The organism is Muribacter muris, from assembly GCF_001038205.1.
GTDB lineage: Bacteria > Pseudomonadota > Gammaproteobacteria > Enterobacterales > Pasteurellaceae > Muribacter > Muribacter muris.
This window is the reverse complement of record NZ_JWIZ01000037.1, coordinates 1-19,757: the sequence shown is the minus strand read 5'-3', so window position 1 is coordinate 19,757 and position 19,757 is coordinate 1. Positions and strand designations below refer to the sequence as shown.

The window sequence follows — 19,757 nt, the reverse complement described above, 5'->3', positions numbered from 1 at the left end:
TGATTTCTGTTAAAATAACTCACTTTTATTGATATTGAGGAGACCCCGATGAAAATTGTTGAAGTAAAGCACCCGCTAATTAAGCATAAAATCGGTTTAATGCGTGCCGGTGATATTAGCACCAAAGATTTCCGTGATCTTGCCAACGAGGTCGGTAGCTTACTCACCTACGAAGCCACCGCAGATTTAGAAATGGAAAAAGTAACGATTGAAGGTTGGAACGGTGCAGTCGAAGTTGAGCGGATTAAAGGAAAAAAAGTAACGGTTGTACCGATTTTGCGTGCCGGCTTAGGTATGATGGACGGCGTACTCGAACATATCCCTAGTGCCAGAATCAGCGTTGTCGGTATTTACCGCAACGAAGAGACCCTTGAACCCGTACCCTACTTTGCCAAACTGGCGAACGATGTGCAAGAACGATTGGCAATTATCACTGATCCAATGCTAGCAACAGGCGGTTCAATGATTGCAACGATCGATTTATTGAAAAAAGCCGGTTGTAAGCAAATCAAAGTGCTGGTGTTAGTCGCCGCACCAGAAGGCATTAAAGCCCTTGAGAAAGCCCATCCGGATATTGAGCTTTACACCGCTTCCATTGATAGCCACTTAAACGAAAACGGCTATATCATTCCCGGCTTAGGCGATGCCGGTGATAAAATTTTCGGCACGAAATAACGAACAAAAAACCTAAGCGAGTGCTTAGGTTTTTTTATTTAAAAGACCCTAGGTTACCAGCTACCGCCAGCGCCCCCTCCGCCGGTATTACCGCCACCGAAACCGCCGCTACTGCCACCGCCATAGCCTCCGCCGTTGCCAAATCCGCCCCGCCCAAAGCCACCGTTTCGGCGTATGGAGTCGGTAGTGCGGATAATACGATCCGCTTGGCTTGGGCTGATGTAAATTCCACTGCCCCGTCCAAACACATTGAACAGGAAAAAGATAATCACGGCAGCAATAATAAAGATTTCAATACCGTCAAATTCAGCGCTTTGTTCAGCTTCAACCGCAGGCGCATACTCGCCTTGTGTGGCGGCAATAATCGCAGATAGCCCTTTGGCGATCCCCTGTGCATATAAATGCTGCTTAAAGTACGGGGTAATCTCATTACGGATAATGGACGAGGCAATAGCATCGGGCAATGCGCCTTCTAACCCTCGACCTGTGGCAATAAACAATTTCCGATCATCTTTCGCCACCAGCAATAATACGCCGTTATTTTGCTTGGCTCGCCCAATTCCCCATAAATTAAAAAGCGTATGGCTATAATGGGCGATCTCCTCTCCCTGCGTGGACGGCACAATCACCACCGCAATTTGCGAGCTGGTCTTGCGTCCATAGTCGGCTAACGCATTTTCGAGAGTTGTCAAATCCTGTGGTGAGAGGGTTTGGGTATAATCGGACACATAGCGAAACGGCTTGGGCGATGGCGGATAATTTGCCATTACACTTAAGCTCACCAATAAAACTGCCAGCCACAAAAACGGTTTGAGGACGTATTTGGTCATTTCACAATCACCTCATTCGGTAATTCATTAACATCATTCGGCTGAATTGGAAAATGGGCTGCCAACTGCATTTTAATTTCGGCTATCGCCGCACAAATTCCCTGCGTAAAATTGCCCTGCCGACAATGTTCCCGCATTATCTGATAGACCGATTGCCAAAATTCTTGACCGACTTTCTCGTGAATGCCTTGATCACCGATTACCGCAATATAGTGCGGTTTGAAGCAGAGATAAATCAACACGCCGTTACGGGCTGCCGTTTCCGCCATTTTTAATTCATCAAATAATCTTTCGGCACGCTGCTCGGCAGGTGTACAAGGTTCGACCCCGCAAGGCTGACTATCCACCTGTTGCATAAACTCGGCGGATTTATGGGTCGGGCAGCAACGAGCCGGCGGTTGTCCCTTGGCTTTGCGTTCCACCACCACTCTCAGCTCGGCAGACGTATGCCGCTCCAAATCGGCAATCGCTGCCTCAATTTGAGCAGTATCAAGGGGCAATTTGCGTTGAAATAATGAGAATAATCCCATTGCGAGTACCTATCGTTGCAAGCGGTCTGTTTGCGCCCTCTTTTTGCAAATAACGGGGCTAAACAGACCGCTTGTTGATTAGTTAAAATTAACAACCGGTGCTTTTTCCGATCCGACTTCCGCTTTAAATTGCGGCTTGGCTTTAAAACCGAAGATCATTGCCGCCAGTTTGGTCGGGAATTGACGAACCTGTTTGTTGTACTCTTTCACCGCACCGTTAAAACTATTGCGTTCTACATTGATGCGGTTTTCCGTACCTTCCAACTGAGCTTGAAGGTTTAAAAAGCCTTCGTGTGCTTTTAGCTCCGGATATTTTTCCACGCTCACTAATAAACGGGAAAGGGCAGAATTTAAGCCCTGTTGTGCTTGTTGGAACTGTGCCATCTGCTCTTCAGTGGCATTGCTCGGATCAATTTTGGTTTGAGTGGCTTTGGCTCGTGCTTCAACCACATTCGTCAGCGTCTCTTTTTCAAAATTCGCCTGCCCTTTCACCGCATTGACTAAATTCGGGATTAAATCTGCCCGGCGTTGATAAGCCGACTCCACATTCGCCCAAACGGAATTGATGTCTTCTTCCGCTTTCACCAAGTCATTATAGCTGTTTTTAAGCGTGATACCGCCGAAAACCGCCACCACCGCAATCAGAATAATCACGATCCACTTTTTCATTTTAACTCCTCTTTTAATTGAGATTAACGCTGTTCGTACTGAACATTTTCCGCTGTTTTGCTAAACAATGTGGTTTTTACCACCCCTAGCAGCTCTTTTCTGACCGCCGAAAGCGACGGTTGTTCATTATCCCGAAACGAAATCGGGCGACAAAATGCCATCGCTTTAATGCCTAAGCGAGCCGTCAGTAGCCCGACTGCTACCCCCTGCGCCGCCCGCATTGAAATTTGTGCAGTTAAATTTTGTGAAAAAAAGGTCATTCCTAGATCCGTTGCCATTTCACTGACACCGGCAAACACCATATTTTTCAGCACCATTTTAAACAATTTTAATCGGCTAAGGTAGCCAAGCTCCATACCGTAAGCCCGACTAATTCGGTTGATAAGTGCAATATTACGCCACGCCACCATCAACACATCAACCACGGCTAACGGGCTGACCGCCACTAATAATGCGTTTTCCGCCGCATTTTTGCTGATCCATTTTTTCACCTGCTCATCAATCGGATTCAGCACATTTTGATTAAATAGAAACAGTACCTCTTGAGCGTTATACGCCTCGTCCAGCTCTGTTTGCCAACGGGAAATCGAATGTTGAATAGTCGGATTGTGCGTCAGTTTTGTCGCAATTTGATTGCAAAATTGGGCTGCCGTCTCACCGCTTGCCGTCGGCTTGTCGACTAAAAATTGTCGGCTGGCTTGTTGATCATAATAATGTTTTCTCAACCGCACCAATTTTCGCCACTCATTCACGATCGCACCAATGCCCGCAAGGCTTACCACACAAAATACACAAGCAAACAAAAAAGCGATCCACTGACGCTGCTGCCAAGTTTCCAACAACCATTGTACCGATTGGGCAATCAGCGCCACGCCCAATAACACCAACATACCTAATAATAGGCGAATCCAGAAGCGGGTCGGTTTGATATTTTCCTCTTGAAATGCGGCTGTATCATCGGCGGAAAGCTCAATATCCGGCGAAATGTCCGCTTCGCTAAACTCCCGTTTCGGCTGAAAATCAAACGCTTGTGCAGCCGCTTGTTCTTCAAAGATGCGTTTATCCATTCTCTGCTCCTACCGCTTGCATAATATGTGTTTTTAGCCCCTCGTAGCCGTGCTCCGTTTTCAATATATCAAATAATTCAATCGCTTGCGGGTAAGTTTTATCCAAAAACCGTAGCCATTGCTTAATGCGAGCAACGTGATAAAAGCCCGTATCGTGCTGGTTTTCCATTTGTACATACAAAGTCAGAAGTTGCAACACACCGTGCCACGCCATTTTTTCGGCATTATATTTGATCACTCGGCTAAGGTTTGGCACGGTCAATGCCCCTCTACCAACCATCAACGCCTGACAAGCGGTCAGTTTCCGGCATTTTTCTGCCGAGGCAAAATCCCAAATTTCACCGTTGGCAATCACCGGAATAGTCAGCCACTTGGCAATATCGCTGATTGCCTGCCAGTTGATGCGTTCAGCTCGGTAGCCGTCCGACTTTGTGCGACCGTGTACCGTTATCTCGGTTGCGCCGCCTTGTTGCACGGCATCGGCAATTTCAAAACAGTGTTCGGCAGAATCCCAACCTAAGCGGACTTTAACCGAAACCGCTTGCGTTCTCGGCACGGCTTGGCGGATAGCTTGGGTCGCTTGATAGATCAGCTCCGGTTGCTTGAGCAACGCTGCACCGCCGTGGCTACCGTTTACCGTTTTAGACGGGCAGCCGCAGTTCAAATCGACCCCGTGCGAGCCAAGTTCAATCGCTAATGCCGCATTTTCAGCCAGCCACTGCGGGTGTTGCCCTAAAAGCTGTACCCGCACAGGCGTGCCGGACGGGGTAAAGCCTTGATGATGTAATTCAGGGCAAAGGCGGTAAAAGGTTTTCTTCGGCAATTTTTGATCGACCACCCTCACAAATTCCGAGATGCAGAGATCATACTCATTCACGGCGGTTAATAATTGACGGACAAAGGGATCAAGCACCCCTTGCATCGGCGCAAGAATAACACGAGTTTGCAACATTTTCTCTCTAACCGACCGCTTGTTAATAGTAATCCCGCAAACGTAAATCCGGACGGGCAATCAGATAGATAAATAATGCTATAATCGCCCCAAGGGTATCCGCCAGCATATCTTTTTGTGCATCCCAAATATCGCCTTGCGAACCTAAAAACTCAATCCCTGCATTGCCGCCTTCAATCACGGCATATTGCCATTCAATGATTTCATACGCCGCCGCTACCGACATAATAAAAAAGAGCGAGAAGAAAAACGCTACATCTAAGCCGCATTTACGCTTACGCAGCAACCACTCTGCCATTGGGAAACTGTAAAAGCCGATAATAAAATGAGCAATACGATCGAAATGGTTGCGATCTTCACCTAAAAAGGGAGTAACGTAGCCGTTTATCCATTCAAAAGGGACATTTGCAAAGGTATATTTTGCGCCGATAAAGTGCATTATCATCCACAATGACATTAAAAAATATGCCAAGCCGCTAAATTGAAATCGTGTATAGGTGAAGACAAGCAGCGCCAACACGGCGAAAATCGGGATCACTTCCGCATACCACACTGTCCGATCCGTTGGGTTTAGCCCCGACCACACCGCAATCAAGCTAATCACGATCAGTAAAAAAAGTGGAATGATATGAGAACGTCGCTCCATTATTTCCACCCTTTTGCTTTACAAATTAAATCGTAAGCGGCTTGAATTTGCTGCGCTTTCTCTTTTGCCACTTCCATCATTTCCGGCGGTAAGCCTTTCGCCACTAATTTATCCGGGTGATGTTCATTCATCAATTTGCGATAGGCACGTTTCACCGTATTTTGATCAGCGTCTGAGCCAACGCCTAATACATTGAACGCATCTTCTAAAGTCGGGCCGCTACGCTGTTGGTAGTGATGCTGTTCTTGCTGTCGATACGAGCCTTGTTGCTGATAATGTCCAGAACGAAAACGTTGCGCCGCCGCAATCATTGCGATCATCTGTTCAAACTGAATACGGGATATGTCAAGCGTTTCCGCAAGGGTAAATAAAATCCGCTGTTCTGCCGGATCTAAATTGCCATCTTGCAATGCTGCTTGTATTTGCACCTCCACGAAAAAACGTAATAAATCACGGCGCTGACCGCAGGCTTCCCGAAATTCTTGGATTACTTGGCGGAGCGGAAAATCGGCATCTTTTCCTAATGTAAACGCTTTTTGTGCCAGGGTTTTATTGGCTTCATCAAGGTTTAAACGAACCATTAGCTGACGGGCAAGTTGAATATCTTCTTCCGTTACTCGCCCTTTTGATTTAGCCAAATGCCCCATCACTGCAAAAGTCGTTTGCATAAACAGAGATTGACGGGTTAAATTTTTGCCAAATATCGATGAAGACACACTGCCCAGTTCATAGAGTTTTTTATCGCCCCAATGCCCAATAAATGCGCCTAACAGTCCGCCAAAAAATCCACCAAAAAATTTATAACCTATAAAAAACCCAATAATTTTACCGATAAACTGCATTATTGCTCCTTTCAGCTCCCTATAAAACAGACACTATTTTAACGAAGAATAGCGAAAAAATAATTAAGAAATTACGATTTTATATGTAAAGTTAAAAAGAAAGCCCCGAGAGATCTCGAGGCTTTATGCTGATAAACAAGACTAAATTAGTACTCTAATACTGCACGGCGGTTTTTTTGGTAATCCGCTTCAGTATGACCTAATACTGCCGGTTTTTCTTCACCGTAAGATACGGTAGCAACATTGTTCGCACCTTTAGCCGCTAAGTAGTTTTTCACTGCGTCTGCACGACGTTGACCTAAAGCGATGTTGTACTCAGGTGTACCACGTTCGTCTGCATGACCGGCAACGGTTACTTTACCTTGTGAAGCTGTGAGGTATGCTGCGTGAGCATCTAAAAGTTGTTGGTATTCGCCATCAACAGTATAACGGTCAAAACCGAAATACACAGTGTTGTAACGAGTTTGTAAATCTTGCACAGATAAGCCGCCAAATGTTTGACCGTTATCCGCCGCGCCTGCTGTATTAGCATTTGCACTTGCGTTGTCGTTTGAGCTGCTGCAAGCTGCTAAAACGAAAGCTGGTGCCGCAATCATTAAAACTTTAGCTAGTTTTTTCATTGTGTTTCTCCAAGAAGAATTATTGTTTAGTCAAATAAGGTGACCAAGCAGGGAATTTATATTGTCCGCCTGCTCCCGGCAAATTAGCTTTAAAACGGCCATCTGCGGACACCAATTGTAGCACTTTGCTCACCCCTTTGGTAGAGCTATAAATAACCATTGTCCCATTCGGTGAAATACTTGGGCTTTCATCTAAAAATGTCGAACTGATCACTTCAGTGCTACCGGAAGCCAGATCACGTTTTACAATTTTATCCCCTGAGACCATGATTAAATTCTTACCGTCTGCGGAAATCTTACCGCTCCCGCTCCCGCCGATTAAACTCGCACCGCCGCCTGCCGCACTCATTCGGTAAACCTGCGGTGATCCGCTGCGATCAGACGTAAACAGGATAGAACCGCCATCCGGCGACCAACTCGGTTCGGTATTATTTCCTGCCCCACTGGTCAGCTGTCTTGGCGTACCGCCCCCCACGCCAGTGATATAGATATTCAATAAGCCGTCTTGGTTTGAGGCAAAAGCAATGCGAGAACCGTCCGGCGAGAATGCAGGCGCACCGTTATGCCCTTTCAACGAACCGACTACTTTACGAACACCTGAACGTAGATCGTGTACAACCACCTGTGATTTTTTATTTTCAAAGGTAACATAAGCTAATTTTGAACCGTCCGGCGACCATTCCGGCGACATTAACGGCTCTTTGCTTTTCACAACGGTAAACGCATTAAAACCGTCATAATCGGACACTCGCAATTCGTAAGAAGACACCCCACGCTGCACCACATAAGCAATTTTTGTTCTGAAAGCGCCTCGGATTTGGGTTAATTTTTCAAAAACCTGATCGCTCACCGTATGCGCGCCTTGGCGGATTTGAGCGGCAGGCACATTAAATGCCCCCTGTGCAATCACGTTACCGGCAGCCCCTGAAGTCCCCAACACATCAATCAACTGATAAGCAACATTATAACCACCGCCAGTAGAGGATACTTGCCCGACAACGACATTATCCGCCCCTAAGGCACTCCATTGATCAGGTATAATTTCCGCAGCCGAACCCGGTTGTGCCGGCAAATTACTGCGCGGAATCGGTGAGAATTTGCCGCTATTACGCAAATCATCTGAGATAATTTGAGCAACATCAGCAGGCACACCTCCGTTAGCTTTAAATGGCACAATAGCGATCGGTTGCGCTATACTGACCCCTTCATCAATTGAAATACGCACATCAGAATCCGCATTCACTAATCCTGACATAAATAATCCAATCACACCAAGCATACTCGTAAAACGAGAAATTAATTTCATATTAAACCTCATATTTGGGATTATTTAACTTTTAAGCTAAATTCCAATGTTGGCGATTTATATTGCCCATAAACTGCGTCAGATGGCGCAGCAGGTACTTTTCGAGTCGCAACCACTGCACTCACTGCCGCATCACAAACTACTTTATCACCTTTAATAACTTGATAGTTACGGATAGTTCCGTCCCGCTCTAAGAAAATTTTTACTTCACACCGCATTCCTGCAAAACTCGGATCTGTTCGATATTTCGATTGTATCAATTTCTTAATGCGTTGACCGTATGCCGAACCATCAACATTCGCGCCTTTACCCGCTCCCGTTGTACCACCAGAGCCTTGCGCACCGGAATTACGGTTGCTGCCTTGGCTACCGCCGCCTTCCAATAAATCCAATGCTCTTGCTGCTTCTCTCGCTTTAGCCTCTTTATCTGCTTTTTCCTTAGCCTCTTTCTCCGCTTTGAGCTTCGCTTCCTTTTCGGCTTTCAGCTTAGCGTCTTTTTCTGCTTTCGCTTTGGCTTCTCGCTCAGCTTTTTCTTTCGCTTCTTTTTCCGCTTTTTCTTTTGCTGCTTGTTCGGCTTTTAGCTTCGCCTCTTTTTCTGCTTTCGCTTTTGCCTCTCTTTCAGCTTTTTCTTTCGCCTCTTTCTCAGCTTTTTCCTGTTTTGCTCTTGCCTCTTGTTCCGCTTTTAGCTTTTTCTGTTCGTCTAGTTTGCGCTGTTTTTCAGCCTCGTCTGCCTTGCGTTTTTCTTCAGCCTGTTTCGCCAAGGCGTCTAAACGTTTTGCCTCCGCTTCGGCTTTCAGACGAGCTGCTTCTGCCAATTTTTTTTGAGCTGCTTCTTCCTGCTTTTTCTGCAATTCCACTTGTTTTATTTGCGCCTGACGCGCCAATTCTTGCTGACGTTGCGCCTCTTTTAACTGCTGTTCTTGCTCCAATTTCTGTTGTTGGGCAAGTTGAATTGCTTTTTGCGCCAATGCTTCATTTTGCCGTGCAAGATCGACCTCAGGTTCATCTTGCGGCTGCTTTTGCGGTTTTTCCGGTGATTTTTTCTCGGTTTCGGCTTTAACCTTGCCATATTCCGCTGCAACTTGACCGGTATCGACCATCACGGCTTCAAAACTTTCCGTTTCACCGCCGCTACCGCCAGCACTTTGCATTGCTGTTTTTGTGAAAAATGAACCTAACAAAAACAGGCCAATCAGCAATAAATGCAACAGAATAGAAGAAATAACGGCAATCTCTAATCTATCATTTTGAGCTTTCACACATTATCCTTGACGATTATTTTCCTTCCGTCACTAAGCCGATCGACTCAATTCCGACATCTTTCAGTAATGAAATACCTTTCATAATCTCTTGATATGCCACGTCTTTATCACCGGCAACCAAAAATAAGGTTTTGCCATTTTTTTGGAAAGCCTCGGCAGCATAGTCTATAACATCTTGTTCCGATAACATTTCCTGCTGATCAGCCTGCATATAATTCCCTTCAATTTTCAGTCTATACTGATCAGCTCCAGCAATTTCTAAAATGACAGGGGTTTTATCTTCGTTAGAAACCGATTGGCTGTGGCGTTCCTCAGGCAAGTTAACTTTAACACTTTGGCTGATAATCGGGGCGGTTGCCATAAAAATCAGCAATAGCACTAATAGCACGTCAAGAAACGGCACAATATTAATTTCAGATTTAATGTCGTTACGTTTACGGCGGTAAGACATAATGTCCTCTTATCTTTTTCTCACTGGAGTCTTACAAGCGGTAAGATCTCACTAAACCTTTGCAACTATTTTTTAGCAAATGCTTGGCGATGCAAAATGCTGGTAAATTCATCAATAAAATTCACATAGCTCTGTTCGAGTTTCGCCAAACGTAAATTTAAGCGGTTATATGCCATTACCGCCGGAATAGCGGCAAATAAACCAATCGCCGTGGCGATTAAGGCTTCCGCAATACCAGGGGCAACGGATTGGAGTGTTGCCTGTTTTACCGCACTTAATCCCATAAAGGAGTGCATAATCCCCCAAACTGTGCCGAATAAACCGATATAAGGGCTGATTGAGCCGACCGTTGCCAAAAACGGAATGTAGTTTTCCAAGCCTTCGACCTCTCGATTCAACGCGAGGTTCATTGCGCGGCTTGTGCCTTTGATCGTTGCCTCCGGAGGATCGGGATTGACTTGCTGTAAGCGGTTAAATTCTTTGAAACCAACATAAAAAATTTGTTCCGCACCGCTTAATGCATCCCGGCGGTTTTCCAAACCATCGTGCAAACGGTGTAAATCTTCCCCCGACCAAAAACGGTCTTCAAACGCAAGAGAGGCTTTCTTGGCTTTATTCAGCACATTAGTGCGTTGAATAATCACCGCCCAAGAGAGTACGGAAAAAGCAATTAAGATCACAATCACGATCTTAACCACAATACTTGCTTCCCAAAATAATGAAACTAAATTAAATTCAGTTGCCATTGATAAACTCCAATAAAAATTAATTTGCCTGTGTCAGAGCCTGTTTAATATGTTCCGGTATGCTGATCGGCTTCATTTTAACCAAATTAACACTCGCCACTACAACCTCTGCTTCACAAAGGCAACAGTCTGCTTTCAGCAATCGCTGTTGAAAAATAATCCTTGCCCCTTTAATTGCCTGCACTTGGGTTTCAACAGTGAGCTGATCATCAAGCCGTGCGGGCGTTTTGTAATCAATCTTCATCGTTTTAACCACAAAGGCAATAGATTGCGCTAAAAGATGCTGCTGAGAAAAGCCAAGATCTCGTAGCCACTCTGTTCTTGCGCGTTCAAAAAAGTGCAAGTAGCGGGCGTGATATACGACACCGCCTGCGTCCGTATCTTCATAATAGACACGTATAGGGAAAAAATGTTGCATAGCCAATCGCTTTTCCAAAATGAAAAAAGCCTAAAAACTAGGCGAAAATTATCGCTATTCTAAAGAGAGTGAAAATGTTGTGCAAGTTTTTTATAAACGGAATTGTACAAAATTTGCCAGATAGGATTTTGGGGTAATTGAGCAAGCAAGCGGTCTGTTTCGTCAAAAAATTCACAAATCCGACCGCTTGTTTATTTCATATCCCCGACTAATGCGGAATGAATAGGTAAATTAAGGCTGGTACAACAATAGCATAGCCCAGTATCGGCAGAAAAATCAGCTTCCAAACCGCAGATCTAATCTCAAAGCCAATGCCGTGAATCCATAAAATCGCCATTCCGTAAAATACCAGGATTACCAAATAGGGAATATGCCCGCCAAATAATTGAGCAAAGGCGGAGGAATTGCCCAAAATCGCAATAAACATCGCACCGGCGAGGATAAAAGAAAGGGCTTTTAGCCAGCCCTTTCTTGTGAATTGATAGAGTGAGTTAAGCATACTTACTCGTCAAATTTGCCTGTTTTTTCAATGCTGACGGTTACAACGGTCGCAAATAAAATGGCAAGCAGGATACCCAATACCCAAGTAACGTAAAACATAATGGCTCTCCTTAATATAGGCTTGCAGTGTTATCTTCAATGTATTTGGCGTCAAGGCGACCATACATTTTGAAGTAACTCCAAGTCGTATAAGCTAATACAAGCGGTACAAAGATACAGGCAACAATTAACATTACGGTTAATGTGTTATGGCTTGCGGTTGCATCCCACATTGTTAAGCTCATATTCGGTGAATGAATAGAAGGCATTACGAACGGGAACATTGACACGCCGGCAGTTAAAATCACCCCAGCCTGCATTAACGATGAACCGAAGAATGCAAAGCCTGAACGATCCGCTTTTGAGGCGGCAACCGTTACTAGCGCACCAAGAACCGCAATACCCGGAATGATAAATAATACCGGTGCAGCTAAGAAGTTATTGAACCAAGCCCCTTTCTGTAACTCAACGGTTTTATTGACTAAGGTGGACTGTGCATTGTGATCCAACTGACTGGTAAGCACGAAACCGTCTTTGAAATATAACCAAGCACCTGCAACTAAGAACGCCACTAAGGTCGCTAATGCCGTAACTTGAGCAACACCTCTCACACGAGCACGAAGCTCGCCGGTCGTTTTCATTTGTAACCAAGTTGCGCCTTGAGTGGTCAACATCATTAAGCTCACCACACCGCATAAGATAGCAAACGGGTTTAATAAACCTAATAATTTCCAAATGGTTGAGCCTTCATAGGTTACTTGGTTGAGTTCGTTAAAGTGGAACGGTACGCCCTGCAATAAATTACCGAACGCCACACCGAAGATTAACGATGGCACAAATCCGCCGACAAACAAGCCCCAATCCCAAGCATTACGCCATTTTTGGTCATCAATTTTAGCACGGTATTCAAAACCAACCGGACGGAAGAATAACGCCGCTAATACCAATACCATTGCAAGATAGAAGCCGGAGAATGATGTGGCATACACGGTCGGCCACGCCGCAAATATCGCACCGCCTGCGGTTAATAACCATACTTGGTTACCGTCCCAGTGAGGCGCAATCGCATTGATCATTACACGGCGTTCAACATTGCTTTTACCCACTACAGGCAGTAGGTTTAATACGCCCATATCAAAACCGTCTGTAATCGCAAAGCCAATCAATAACACGCCGATTAAAATCCACCAAATAAAGCGTAGAACTTCATAATCTAACATTTTTAACTCCTACTTATTTCGCAGATTGCTCGAAATGGTAGCGACCTGTTTTTAATGCGCTTGGACCTAAACGACCGTATTTGAACATTAAATACATTTCTACCACTAAGAATAAAGTATATAAACCGCAGAGCAAGCCGATTGAGATCCACAGATCTGCTACGGTCAATGACGAGTTAGCTACTCCTGTCGGCAATACATTGTAAATCGCCCAAGGCTGACGACCATACTCGGCTAAGAACCAACCGCTTTCAATCGCAATCCACGGCAACGGAATACCCCAAAGTAATGCTTTAAGCAAGAGCGGTTTTGTTCCCACTGTGCCACGCATATTTTGCACAAATGCAGCAATAATTAACAGAAGCATCAAGCCTCCCGCAGCCATCATAATACGGAATGACCAGAAAGTCGGCCCTACATTCGGGATCGTATCCGCCGCAGCTTGTTTAATTTGTTCTTCTGTTGCGTCAATCACTTTATCGGTATAAGGTTTAAGTAATAAACCGAAACCAAGATCAGGCTGCACCAGTTTAAAGGCTTCTTTTTCTTCGGCTGTATAGTTACCTGAACGTAATTTTTCGAGTAAAGCATAAGCAACCATACCGTTACGCACACGCTGTTCGTTCTCGGCACGCAAATCTTTCAGACCTTTAATTTCCTTATCAAAAGAGCGGGTTGCGATAATCCCTGCCGCATAAGGCACAGCGATTGCCACTTCATTTTTCATTTCTGCCGTATTCGGAATAACAAACGCATTCCACGCCGCCGGTGCAGGGTGAGTTTCAAATTCCCCTTCCATCGCCGCTAGCTTAACCGGCTGTGCTTTTCCGATTTCATAACCGGATTCATCCCCCATCAGCAACACGGAAATAATTGCCATTAAACCAAAGCTCGCGCCAACAGAGAAAGAACGGCGGGCAAAGCCTAAATCACGACCTTTCAAGATATAGTAAGCACTGATACCTAATACAAAAATTGCCCCGCAAGTGTAACCTGCCGATACGGTATGCATAAATTTAGACTGCGTAACCGGATTTAAAACTAACTCGGAGAAGCTGACCATCTCCATACGCATTGTTTCAAAATTAAATTCCGAACCGACCGGATTTTGCATCCAACCGTTTGCCACCAAAATCCACAATGCTGAGAAGTTAGAACCGAAAGCCACCGCATAGGTCGCCAAAAGGTGTTTCCCTTTGGATAGGCGATCCCAACCAAAGAAGAAAAGACCGATAAATGTAGATTCTAAGAAGAACGCCATTAAGCCTTCAATAGCTAACGGTGCACCGAAAATATCACCTACATAGTGAGAATAATATGACCAGTTTGTTCCGAATTGGAATTCCATTGTAATCCCTGTCGTAACCCCAAGGGCAAAGTTGATACCGAATAACTTACCCCAGAATTTTGTCATATCTTTATAGACTTCTTTACCTGTTGTTACATAAAGGGTTTCCATTACCACAAGGACAAAAGAAAGACCCAATGTAAGCGGTACAAATAAGAAGTGATAGAGTGCAGTTAATGCGAACTGCAAACGTGAGAGTTCAACAACGTCTAACATCTCAAACCTCTTTTGTATATATACAAATCTGAAAACCGATCACTTAAAAGCAAGTAACCACCCCAATAAACTTTGAGCAACCGCAAAAACCTCATTGCAGTATTTTATGTTCAAGTTTCAATTGACTATTCTACTCGTAAATTTACAAATTAAAAATAGCAAAATTATTACATTGATCACATTTTCAGAATAAAGATTCAAATCAAACCAATAGGTTTTACTATATTCTTGATTTTAATCAAAATACCAAGAAAAAATCCTGAGCAATTTAATAAGTTATTTCGCTATTTTATTAACAAAAATGAAACAAATCAGCTATTATTCTTTTTCAATTTGCCGATATATTTCCGCCAATACAACGCAATAAAATAGAAAATTTGCGTGGCTTCTTGATTTTAATTATGGTAGTATCCTGAAAATTTTTTCTATTTAACCAAATAACAATGAAAAAACTCAGTTTATTGCTAACGGCTTTAGTCGCTTTTTTGACCTTTCATTCAGTAGCCTTTGCCGAAATCAAAACTTCTTCTTTAGCGATTGCCAAAACACAATCTTCCGGTAAATTACCAAAACAGTGCCAACAAATGTTTCAAAAAGCGGATAAATTGATTGCAGATGCCGAAAAGCAGCCGGGTACGCATACTCAAATCAAACAAATGAAAAGTAAGCTCACTGCCACTAAGCAACAAATCTTAAAATTGGATACGCCAATGCAGGAAAAAAGTTGTGATAAAGGCTTAACTGCCTTAAATCAGTTGGAAAAGAAATCTTAATCGGTTTTGCAAACTTTTCGCAGTAACTCACCGCTTGTCCAAGCCGTTCTCATAAAAAGAGGCATCATTAGATGCCTCTTTTTGTTTAAGGATTATTTTGCCTGCTTTGTCGGACGCTGCCAGCCTTGAATATGGCGTTGCGGCACACGGCTAATCACCAATTCATCGGCTTTAACATCTTTTGTAATCGTTGATCCCGCCCCAATGGTTGAACCGCTTTCAATGGTTACCGGCGCAACCAACTGGCTATCTGATCCGACAAACACATTATCCCCGATGATCGTTTTGAACTTGTTCGCTCCGTCATAATTGCAGGTAATCACGCCAGCCCCGATATTACACTGGCTGCCCACCACAGCATCACCGATATAGGCTAAATGATTGACCTTTGACCCCTGCGCAATCTGTGCATTTTTAATTTCGACAAAATTACCGATATGCGTTTGTGCCGCCAACTGCGTCCCCGGACGCAAGCGGGAGAAAGGCCCGATTTGCGCCTGTGTCCCTACGATCGCATTTTCGATCACGGAATACGGCTTGATCTCAACCTCATCGGCAATTTCACAATTTTTCAGCACAATCCCTGCGCCAATCTTAACCCGATTGCCCAACTTCACTTCACCTTCGATAATCACATTCACATCAATTTCAACATCTTTACCGTGGGTAAGTGTTCCCCGCAGTTCGAAACGTTCAGGATCGGCAATGCTCACCCCCGCCAGCAGTAATTTTTTAGCTTGAGTACGTTGATAATAACGCTCTAACGCTGCCAGTTGTAAGCGATTATTCGCCCCTTCCACTTCCATTAGATCCGCAGCTTGAATGGCTTCGACACGGAAACCGTCCCGGTTCGCCATTGCAATCACATCGGTAATATAATACTCACCTTGGGCGTTGTTATTGTCTAATTGCACCAACCATTTTTTAAAGCTCGCCCCACTTGCTACCATTACGCCCGTGTTAATTTCTTGAATAGCCAACTGCTCCGGTGAAGCGTCTTTTTGCTCAACAATGCCGACAACCGCGCCATTTTCACGCAAAATACGTCCGTAACCGGTCGGGTTATCCAGCACAACCGTGAGCAAGCCGATGCCGTTTTCCGGCTTTGCGGCAATCAGTTTTTCCAACGTTTCTTTGCTGATCAACGGGGCATCGCCATACAACATTAAAATATTTTCATCATCACTAAAAAACGGTGCGGCTTGCTGCATTGCGTGCCCCGTGCCAAGCTGTTCTGCTTGTAACACCCAATTCACCGGCTCATCGTTTAAGTGCTGTTTAAGCAAATCGCCGCCGTGCCCGTAAATCAGGTGAATATGTTTCGCCGTTAATTGCTTTGCCGTATCAATCACGTGTTTCACCATCGGTTTACCGGCAATTTTATGCAACACTTTCGGCAAGTCCGAATACATACGCGTTCCTTTACCTGCTGCTAAAATTACAACGCTTAATTGAGTCATTTCAGATTCCTTATTATTCTCTTATTAAAATCAATTTACCCTTGATGCCCTTTTAAACGGGCAATTTCTTCATCACGCAATACACGGCGAAGAATTTTGCCTACGTTACTTTTCGGCAATTCATCTCTAAATTCAATATCACGGGGAATTTTATAACCGGTCAAATGCTGGCGGCAATGTAAACGCAATTCCTCACGGGTTAGGCTCTCATCTTTTTTGGTAACATAAACCTTGATGCTTTCCCCGCTTGTTTCGCTCGGAATCCCTACCGCAACAACTTCGTTTACTTTCGGGTGCAACGCCACCACATCTTCAATTTCATTCGGATATACATTAAAACCGGAGACAATAATCATATCTTTTTTGCGATCGACAATGCGTAAATTGAGATCCTGCCCCATTTCAACAATATCGCCCGTTGCCATCCAACCGTCTTGCAACACTTGTGCCGTTTCATCAGGTCGCTGCCAATAGCCTTGCATCACTTGCGGCCCCTTCACCCACAGTTCTCCCCGCTCACCCAGTGCAACATCACGCCCCTCATCATCAACGATCCGAATATCCGTGTTCGGCACTGGTACGCCGATTGAGCCTGAATATTCCGTTGAGTCATTACGGGTGGCGGCAATCAGTGGCGAACATTCCGTCATTCCGTAGCCTTCGATAATATGACAAGCGGTCGTTTGGTGCCAACGTTCTGCAACTGCCCGTTGCACCGCTGCACCACCGCCGACCGATAATTTTAGGCGGGAAAAATCCACCTCTTTAAACTGCTCATTATTCAACAGTGCGTTAAACAGGGTATTCACACCCGTTATCGCCATTACCCGATATTTTTTCAGCTCTTTGACAAAGCCCGGAATATCCCGCGGGTTAGTAATCAGCAGCCCGGTAACGCCCAGCTCAAGAAACAGTAGGCAATTCACACTCAAAGCAAAAATATGGTAGAGCGGAAGCGCAATCACCGCAATCCGTTCTTGCGTCTGTTTAGTGAGGGGATATGCCACCCATTTGGCTTGAACCACATTCGCCACGACATTGCGATGACTGAGCATCGCCCCTTTCGCCACACCCGTCGTGCCGCCGGTATATTGCAAGAATGCCAAATCATCTCGCTCGATGGTCGGCTTAACATACTGGCGTTGTTTGCCGATGCTTAATGCCTCACGGAAACTGACGGCGTGGGGCAATTTATACTTCGGCACTAATTTTTTCACATATTTCACCACAAAATTAACCAGCGTCCGTTTACCAAAAGAGAGCTGATCGCCCATACGGGTTAGAATGACGTGCTTAATTGAGGTGTCAAACACCACTTTCTCAAGGGTGGCGGCAAAATTAGATACAACGACTATCGCCTTTGCCCCGCTATCATTGAGTTGATGCTCAAGCTCCCTTGGCGTATAAAGGGGATTGACATTCACCACCACCAAACCGGCACGCAATGCACCGAATAACGCAATCGGGTACTGCAATAAATTCGGCATCATTAACGCAATCCGCTCACCCTTTTCCAGCCGTAATTCATTTTGCAAATAAGCGGCAAAGGCTCGGCTACGTTCTTCTAACTTACGGTAAGTCAGCACTTTCCCCATATTGATATATGCGGGAATATCGGGGTGGCGGCGAACCGCTTGTTCAAACATATCAACCAAAGATTCATATTGCTCGACATCTAATACCCGCTCGGCGTTTGTCGGGTAATTCTCAAACCAAATTTTTTCCATTCCGCTTCTCCGCTAAATCTTTCTTAAAAATATCGGCATTAATTGCGCCGTTTGTTGTCGGGCTAATCGCTGTTTTATGCCTAAAAAGGCTGATAAGGTGCAGATTAAAATCCCTAATGCCAATATGATTTCATTCGCTACCCATTGCGACAGCAGTAACGTAGAGCATAGCATTACTGCCAAAGGGACGGCATATAGCCAGATGACGCCTTGCAGCAGGTGATGCTCCGCTAAACCGATTTCGATGGTATCGCCGATCTGCAAAGGCTGATTAACTGCTAACGAAAACTGCGCTGCACGTTTTTCACCGGCAAGGGCGGACAGAGATTTTGTGCCGCAAGCACCTTGTGCCGAACAGCCGCCACAGCCCGCTTTAGCATAGCATTGCACCTGTGCTATGCCATTTTGATAGCCGATAACGACCGCTTGCTCGATCATCATTTTGTTTTTGTCTCCAAACGAGCGCGTAAATCTTGAGCGATATGTCGTGCCGCCACCAACGGAATTTCGCCGATAATCGCCACGTCATATCCGCCTAAGCTCTGGCTATAAATGCTGGTTTTACCCTCGCGCCAAAACTGCTCGTCAAAAGCAACACCTTGATTTTTCATCACATAAACCGTAAATGAAAACAGCCCATCACTATATAACTGACTTTCCACCTCATCTGCCATCTGCATTTCCGGCAAACGCTGCTTAGTTTGAGTCACCCGTTTAAACCCTTCAGGTACCCATTGCGGCTGCCATTTTAGCCGTTGCGTTTGATGACGTTTGGTTTCAATAAAGGTCGGCAATCTCAAAGCCTCTATCGGCTCGACGATCCCCAATAGCTCATCGTCCAAGGTACTTTGCAGCACTCGAAATTGCTCCAGCACCGTATTATCCCGATCTAACAGATCACTGCGAAGTAACAGATGTGTTTCCGTATCAATCCAAAGCATATATTGGTAACGAAAATCGTCTCTCGGCACAATGCGGATCATTCTGGCAGGGCGATCGGCAATACGGCTGCGTCCCGCATCAATAAAATGGTAGCCTTTCAGCTCGGCAAAACGACTGTACATCACCATTGGCAAATTATCGAGAATATGCGGGCTGCGTAGGCTAAAGGGTTGAAAATCACCGAAATAGCTGACTTTGCCGTCCCGCAAAATCAGCTCTTCCCGTAACTCGTCCAAATGCAATAATTGCGCATATTCCCGCCCGTCCGTATAAGCGTGCCGATAACGCAGCGAGGTAACATTTTCCCCCTTCTGCATCAGATAAAGTTGTTCATAATTGCGGGTTTGATGCGCCGAAACCATTGCTTGCAAAAACTGCAACGGCGTTTTTGTGTCAGCGTGTGCAAACAGGCTACAAAACAAAAGTAGAATATAAAAGTAAAAGCGGTAGTTTTTCATTGTTCATTTCAATTTAACAAGCGGGCAGATTGTAACAAATTTTTGCAAAAAATCTCATA

23 protein-coding genes are annotated in these 19,757 nt (G+C 44.9%); 2 read left to right on the top strand and 21 right to left on the bottom strand.

The window, feature by feature from the left end; translation table 11 throughout:
- Window positions 1-48: 48 nt before the first annotated feature.
- Window positions 49-675, top strand: a complete 627-nt coding sequence (upp, locus tag RO21_RS06565; RefSeq protein ID WP_047977004.1) for a uracil phosphoribosyltransferase — start codon at window positions 49-51, stop codon at window positions 673-675.
- A gap of 53 nt (window positions 676-728) precedes the next feature.
- Here the strand turns inward: upp and RO21_RS06560 are convergent, their stop codons facing one another.
- From RO21_RS06560 to RO21_RS06485, 17 genes are all read right to left on the bottom strand, one after another.
- Complete coding sequence (locus RO21_RS06560) at window positions 729-1,505, bottom strand: TPM domain-containing protein (protein WP_047977003.1); 777 nt, start codon at window positions 1,503-1,505, stop codon at window positions 729-731.
- A complete protein-coding gene (locus RO21_RS06555; protein ID WP_047977002.1) occupies window positions 1,502-2,035 on the bottom strand; it encodes a TPM domain-containing protein in 534 nt (177 codons plus the stop codon). Before RO21_RS06555 ends, RO21_RS06560 begins: the two co-directional genes overlap by 4 nt.
- Window positions 2,036-2,113: 78 nt before the next feature.
- Complete coding sequence (locus RO21_RS06550; RefSeq protein WP_047977001.1) at window positions 2,114-2,704, bottom strand: LemA family protein; 591 nt, start codon at window positions 2,702-2,704, stop codon at window positions 2,114-2,116.
- Between the two features lie 23 nt (window positions 2,705-2,727).
- Window positions 2,728-3,771 carry a TIGR01620 family protein gene (locus tag RO21_RS06545; RefSeq protein ID WP_047977000.1) on the bottom strand — a complete coding sequence of 348 codons (1,044 nt, stop codon included), beginning with the start codon at window positions 3,769-3,771 and terminating at the stop codon, window positions 2,728-2,730.
- Window positions 3,764-4,723 (bottom strand): tRNA dihydrouridine(16) synthase DusC, encoded by a 960-nt coding sequence (gene dusC / locus RO21_RS06540; protein WP_047976999.1) that lies wholly within the window; start codon window positions 4,721-4,723, stop codon window positions 3,764-3,766. Before dusC ends, RO21_RS06545 begins: the two co-directional genes overlap by 8 nt.
- Window positions 4,724-4,745: 22 nt before the next feature.
- Window positions 4,746-5,369, bottom strand: coding sequence for a DUF2238 domain-containing protein (locus tag RO21_RS06535; protein ID WP_047976998.1), 624 nt, complete (start codon window positions 5,367-5,369; stop codon window positions 4,746-4,748).
- Window positions 5,369-6,211, bottom strand: a complete 843-nt coding sequence (gene djlA, locus RO21_RS06530; RefSeq protein WP_047976997.1) for a co-chaperone DjlA — start codon at window positions 6,209-6,211, stop codon at window positions 5,369-5,371. The genes RO21_RS06535 and djlA overlap by 1 nt, the downstream gene beginning before the upstream one ends.
- 146 nt (window positions 6,212-6,357) lie before the next feature.
- A complete protein-coding gene (pal, locus tag RO21_RS06525; protein WP_047976996.1) occupies window positions 6,358-6,831 on the bottom strand; it encodes a peptidoglycan-associated lipoprotein Pal in 474 nt (157 codons plus the stop codon).
- A gap of 19 nt (window positions 6,832-6,850) precedes the next feature.
- Entirely contained in the window at window positions 6,851-8,137 is a 1,287-nt protein-coding gene (gene tolB / locus RO21_RS06520) for a Tol-Pal system beta propeller repeat protein TolB (protein WP_047976995.1), read from the bottom strand.
- A 20-nt stretch (window positions 8,138-8,157) separates the two neighbouring features.
- The gene (tolA, locus tag RO21_RS06515) at window positions 8,158-9,396 is read right to left on the bottom strand and encodes a cell envelope integrity protein TolA (RefSeq protein ID WP_047976994.1); all 1,239 of its coding nucleotides are present in this window, start codon (window positions 9,394-9,396) and stop codon (window positions 8,158-8,160) included.
- Window positions 9,397-9,412: 16 nt separating this feature from the next.
- Window positions 9,413-9,850, bottom strand: a complete 438-nt coding sequence (gene tolR, locus RO21_RS06510; RefSeq protein ID WP_047976993.1) for a colicin uptake protein TolR — start codon at window positions 9,848-9,850, stop codon at window positions 9,413-9,415.
- Window positions 9,851-9,915: 65 nt separating this feature from the next.
- On the bottom strand, window positions 9,916-10,596 hold the full coding sequence (gene tolQ / locus RO21_RS06505) for a protein TolQ (protein ID WP_047976992.1): 681 nt from the start codon (window positions 10,594-10,596) through the stop codon (window positions 9,916-9,918).
- Between the two features lie 19 nt (window positions 10,597-10,615).
- Window positions 10,616-11,014, bottom strand: a complete 399-nt coding sequence (ybgC, locus tag RO21_RS06500) for a tol-pal system-associated acyl-CoA thioesterase (RefSeq protein WP_047976991.1) — start codon at window positions 11,012-11,014, stop codon at window positions 10,616-10,618.
- A gap of 208 nt (window positions 11,015-11,222) precedes the next feature.
- Window positions 11,223-11,513, bottom strand: a complete 291-nt coding sequence (gene ybgE / locus RO21_RS06495) for a cyd operon protein YbgE (RefSeq protein ID WP_047976990.1) — start codon at window positions 11,511-11,513, stop codon at window positions 11,223-11,225.
- A gap of 2 nt (window positions 11,514-11,515) precedes the next feature.
- The gene (locus tag RO21_RS12480) at window positions 11,516-11,614 is read right to left on the bottom strand and encodes a CydX/CbdX family cytochrome bd oxidase small subunit (protein WP_084724261.1); all 99 of its coding nucleotides are present in this window, start codon (window positions 11,612-11,614) and stop codon (window positions 11,516-11,518) included.
- Between the two features lie 11 nt (window positions 11,615-11,625).
- Window positions 11,626-12,774 carry a cytochrome d ubiquinol oxidase subunit II gene (gene cydB / locus RO21_RS06490; protein WP_047976989.1) on the bottom strand — a complete coding sequence of 383 codons (1,149 nt, stop codon included), beginning with the start codon at window positions 12,772-12,774 and terminating at the stop codon, window positions 11,626-11,628.
- Window positions 12,775-12,787: 13 nt separating this feature from the next.
- Window positions 12,788-14,338 (bottom strand): cytochrome ubiquinol oxidase subunit I, encoded by a 1,551-nt coding sequence (locus RO21_RS06485; RefSeq protein ID WP_047976988.1) that lies wholly within the window; start codon window positions 14,336-14,338, stop codon window positions 12,788-12,790.
- A 443-nt stretch (window positions 14,339-14,781) separates the two neighbouring features.
- Here RO21_RS06485 and RO21_RS06480 point away from each other — a divergent pair, with 443 nt between their 5' ends.
- The gene (locus RO21_RS06480) at window positions 14,782-15,111 is read left to right on the top strand and encodes a DUF5339 domain-containing protein (protein ID WP_047976987.1); all 330 of its coding nucleotides are present in this window, start codon (window positions 14,782-14,784) and stop codon (window positions 15,109-15,111) included.
- A 92-nt stretch (window positions 15,112-15,203) separates the two neighbouring features.
- Here the strand turns inward: RO21_RS06480 and glmU are convergent, their stop codons facing one another.
- The 4 genes from glmU to RO21_RS06460 are packed head-to-tail and all read right to left on the bottom strand — an operon-like array spanning window position 15,204 to window position 19,698.
- The gene (gene glmU / locus RO21_RS06475) at window positions 15,204-16,571 is read right to left on the bottom strand and encodes a bifunctional UDP-N-acetylglucosamine diphosphorylase/glucosamine-1-phosphate N-acetyltransferase GlmU (RefSeq protein ID WP_047976986.1); all 1,368 of its coding nucleotides are present in this window, start codon (window positions 16,569-16,571) and stop codon (window positions 15,204-15,206) included.
- Window positions 16,572-16,606: 35 nt separating this feature from the next.
- Complete coding sequence (gene fadD / locus RO21_RS06470) at window positions 16,607-18,298, bottom strand: long-chain-fatty-acid--CoA ligase FadD (RefSeq protein WP_047976985.1); 1,692 nt, start codon at window positions 18,296-18,298, stop codon at window positions 16,607-16,609.
- Window positions 18,299-18,310: 12 nt separating this feature from the next.
- A complete protein-coding gene (locus tag RO21_RS06465) occupies window positions 18,311-18,739 on the bottom strand; it encodes a SoxR reducing system RseC family protein (RefSeq protein ID WP_047976984.1) in 429 nt (142 codons plus the stop codon).
- The gene (locus RO21_RS06460; RefSeq protein ID WP_047976983.1) at window positions 18,736-19,698 is read right to left on the bottom strand and encodes a MucB/RseB C-terminal domain-containing protein; all 963 of its coding nucleotides are present in this window, start codon (window positions 19,696-19,698) and stop codon (window positions 18,736-18,738) included. Before RO21_RS06460 ends, RO21_RS06465 begins: the two co-directional genes overlap by 4 nt.
- Window positions 19,699-19,757: the final 59 nt, after the last annotated feature.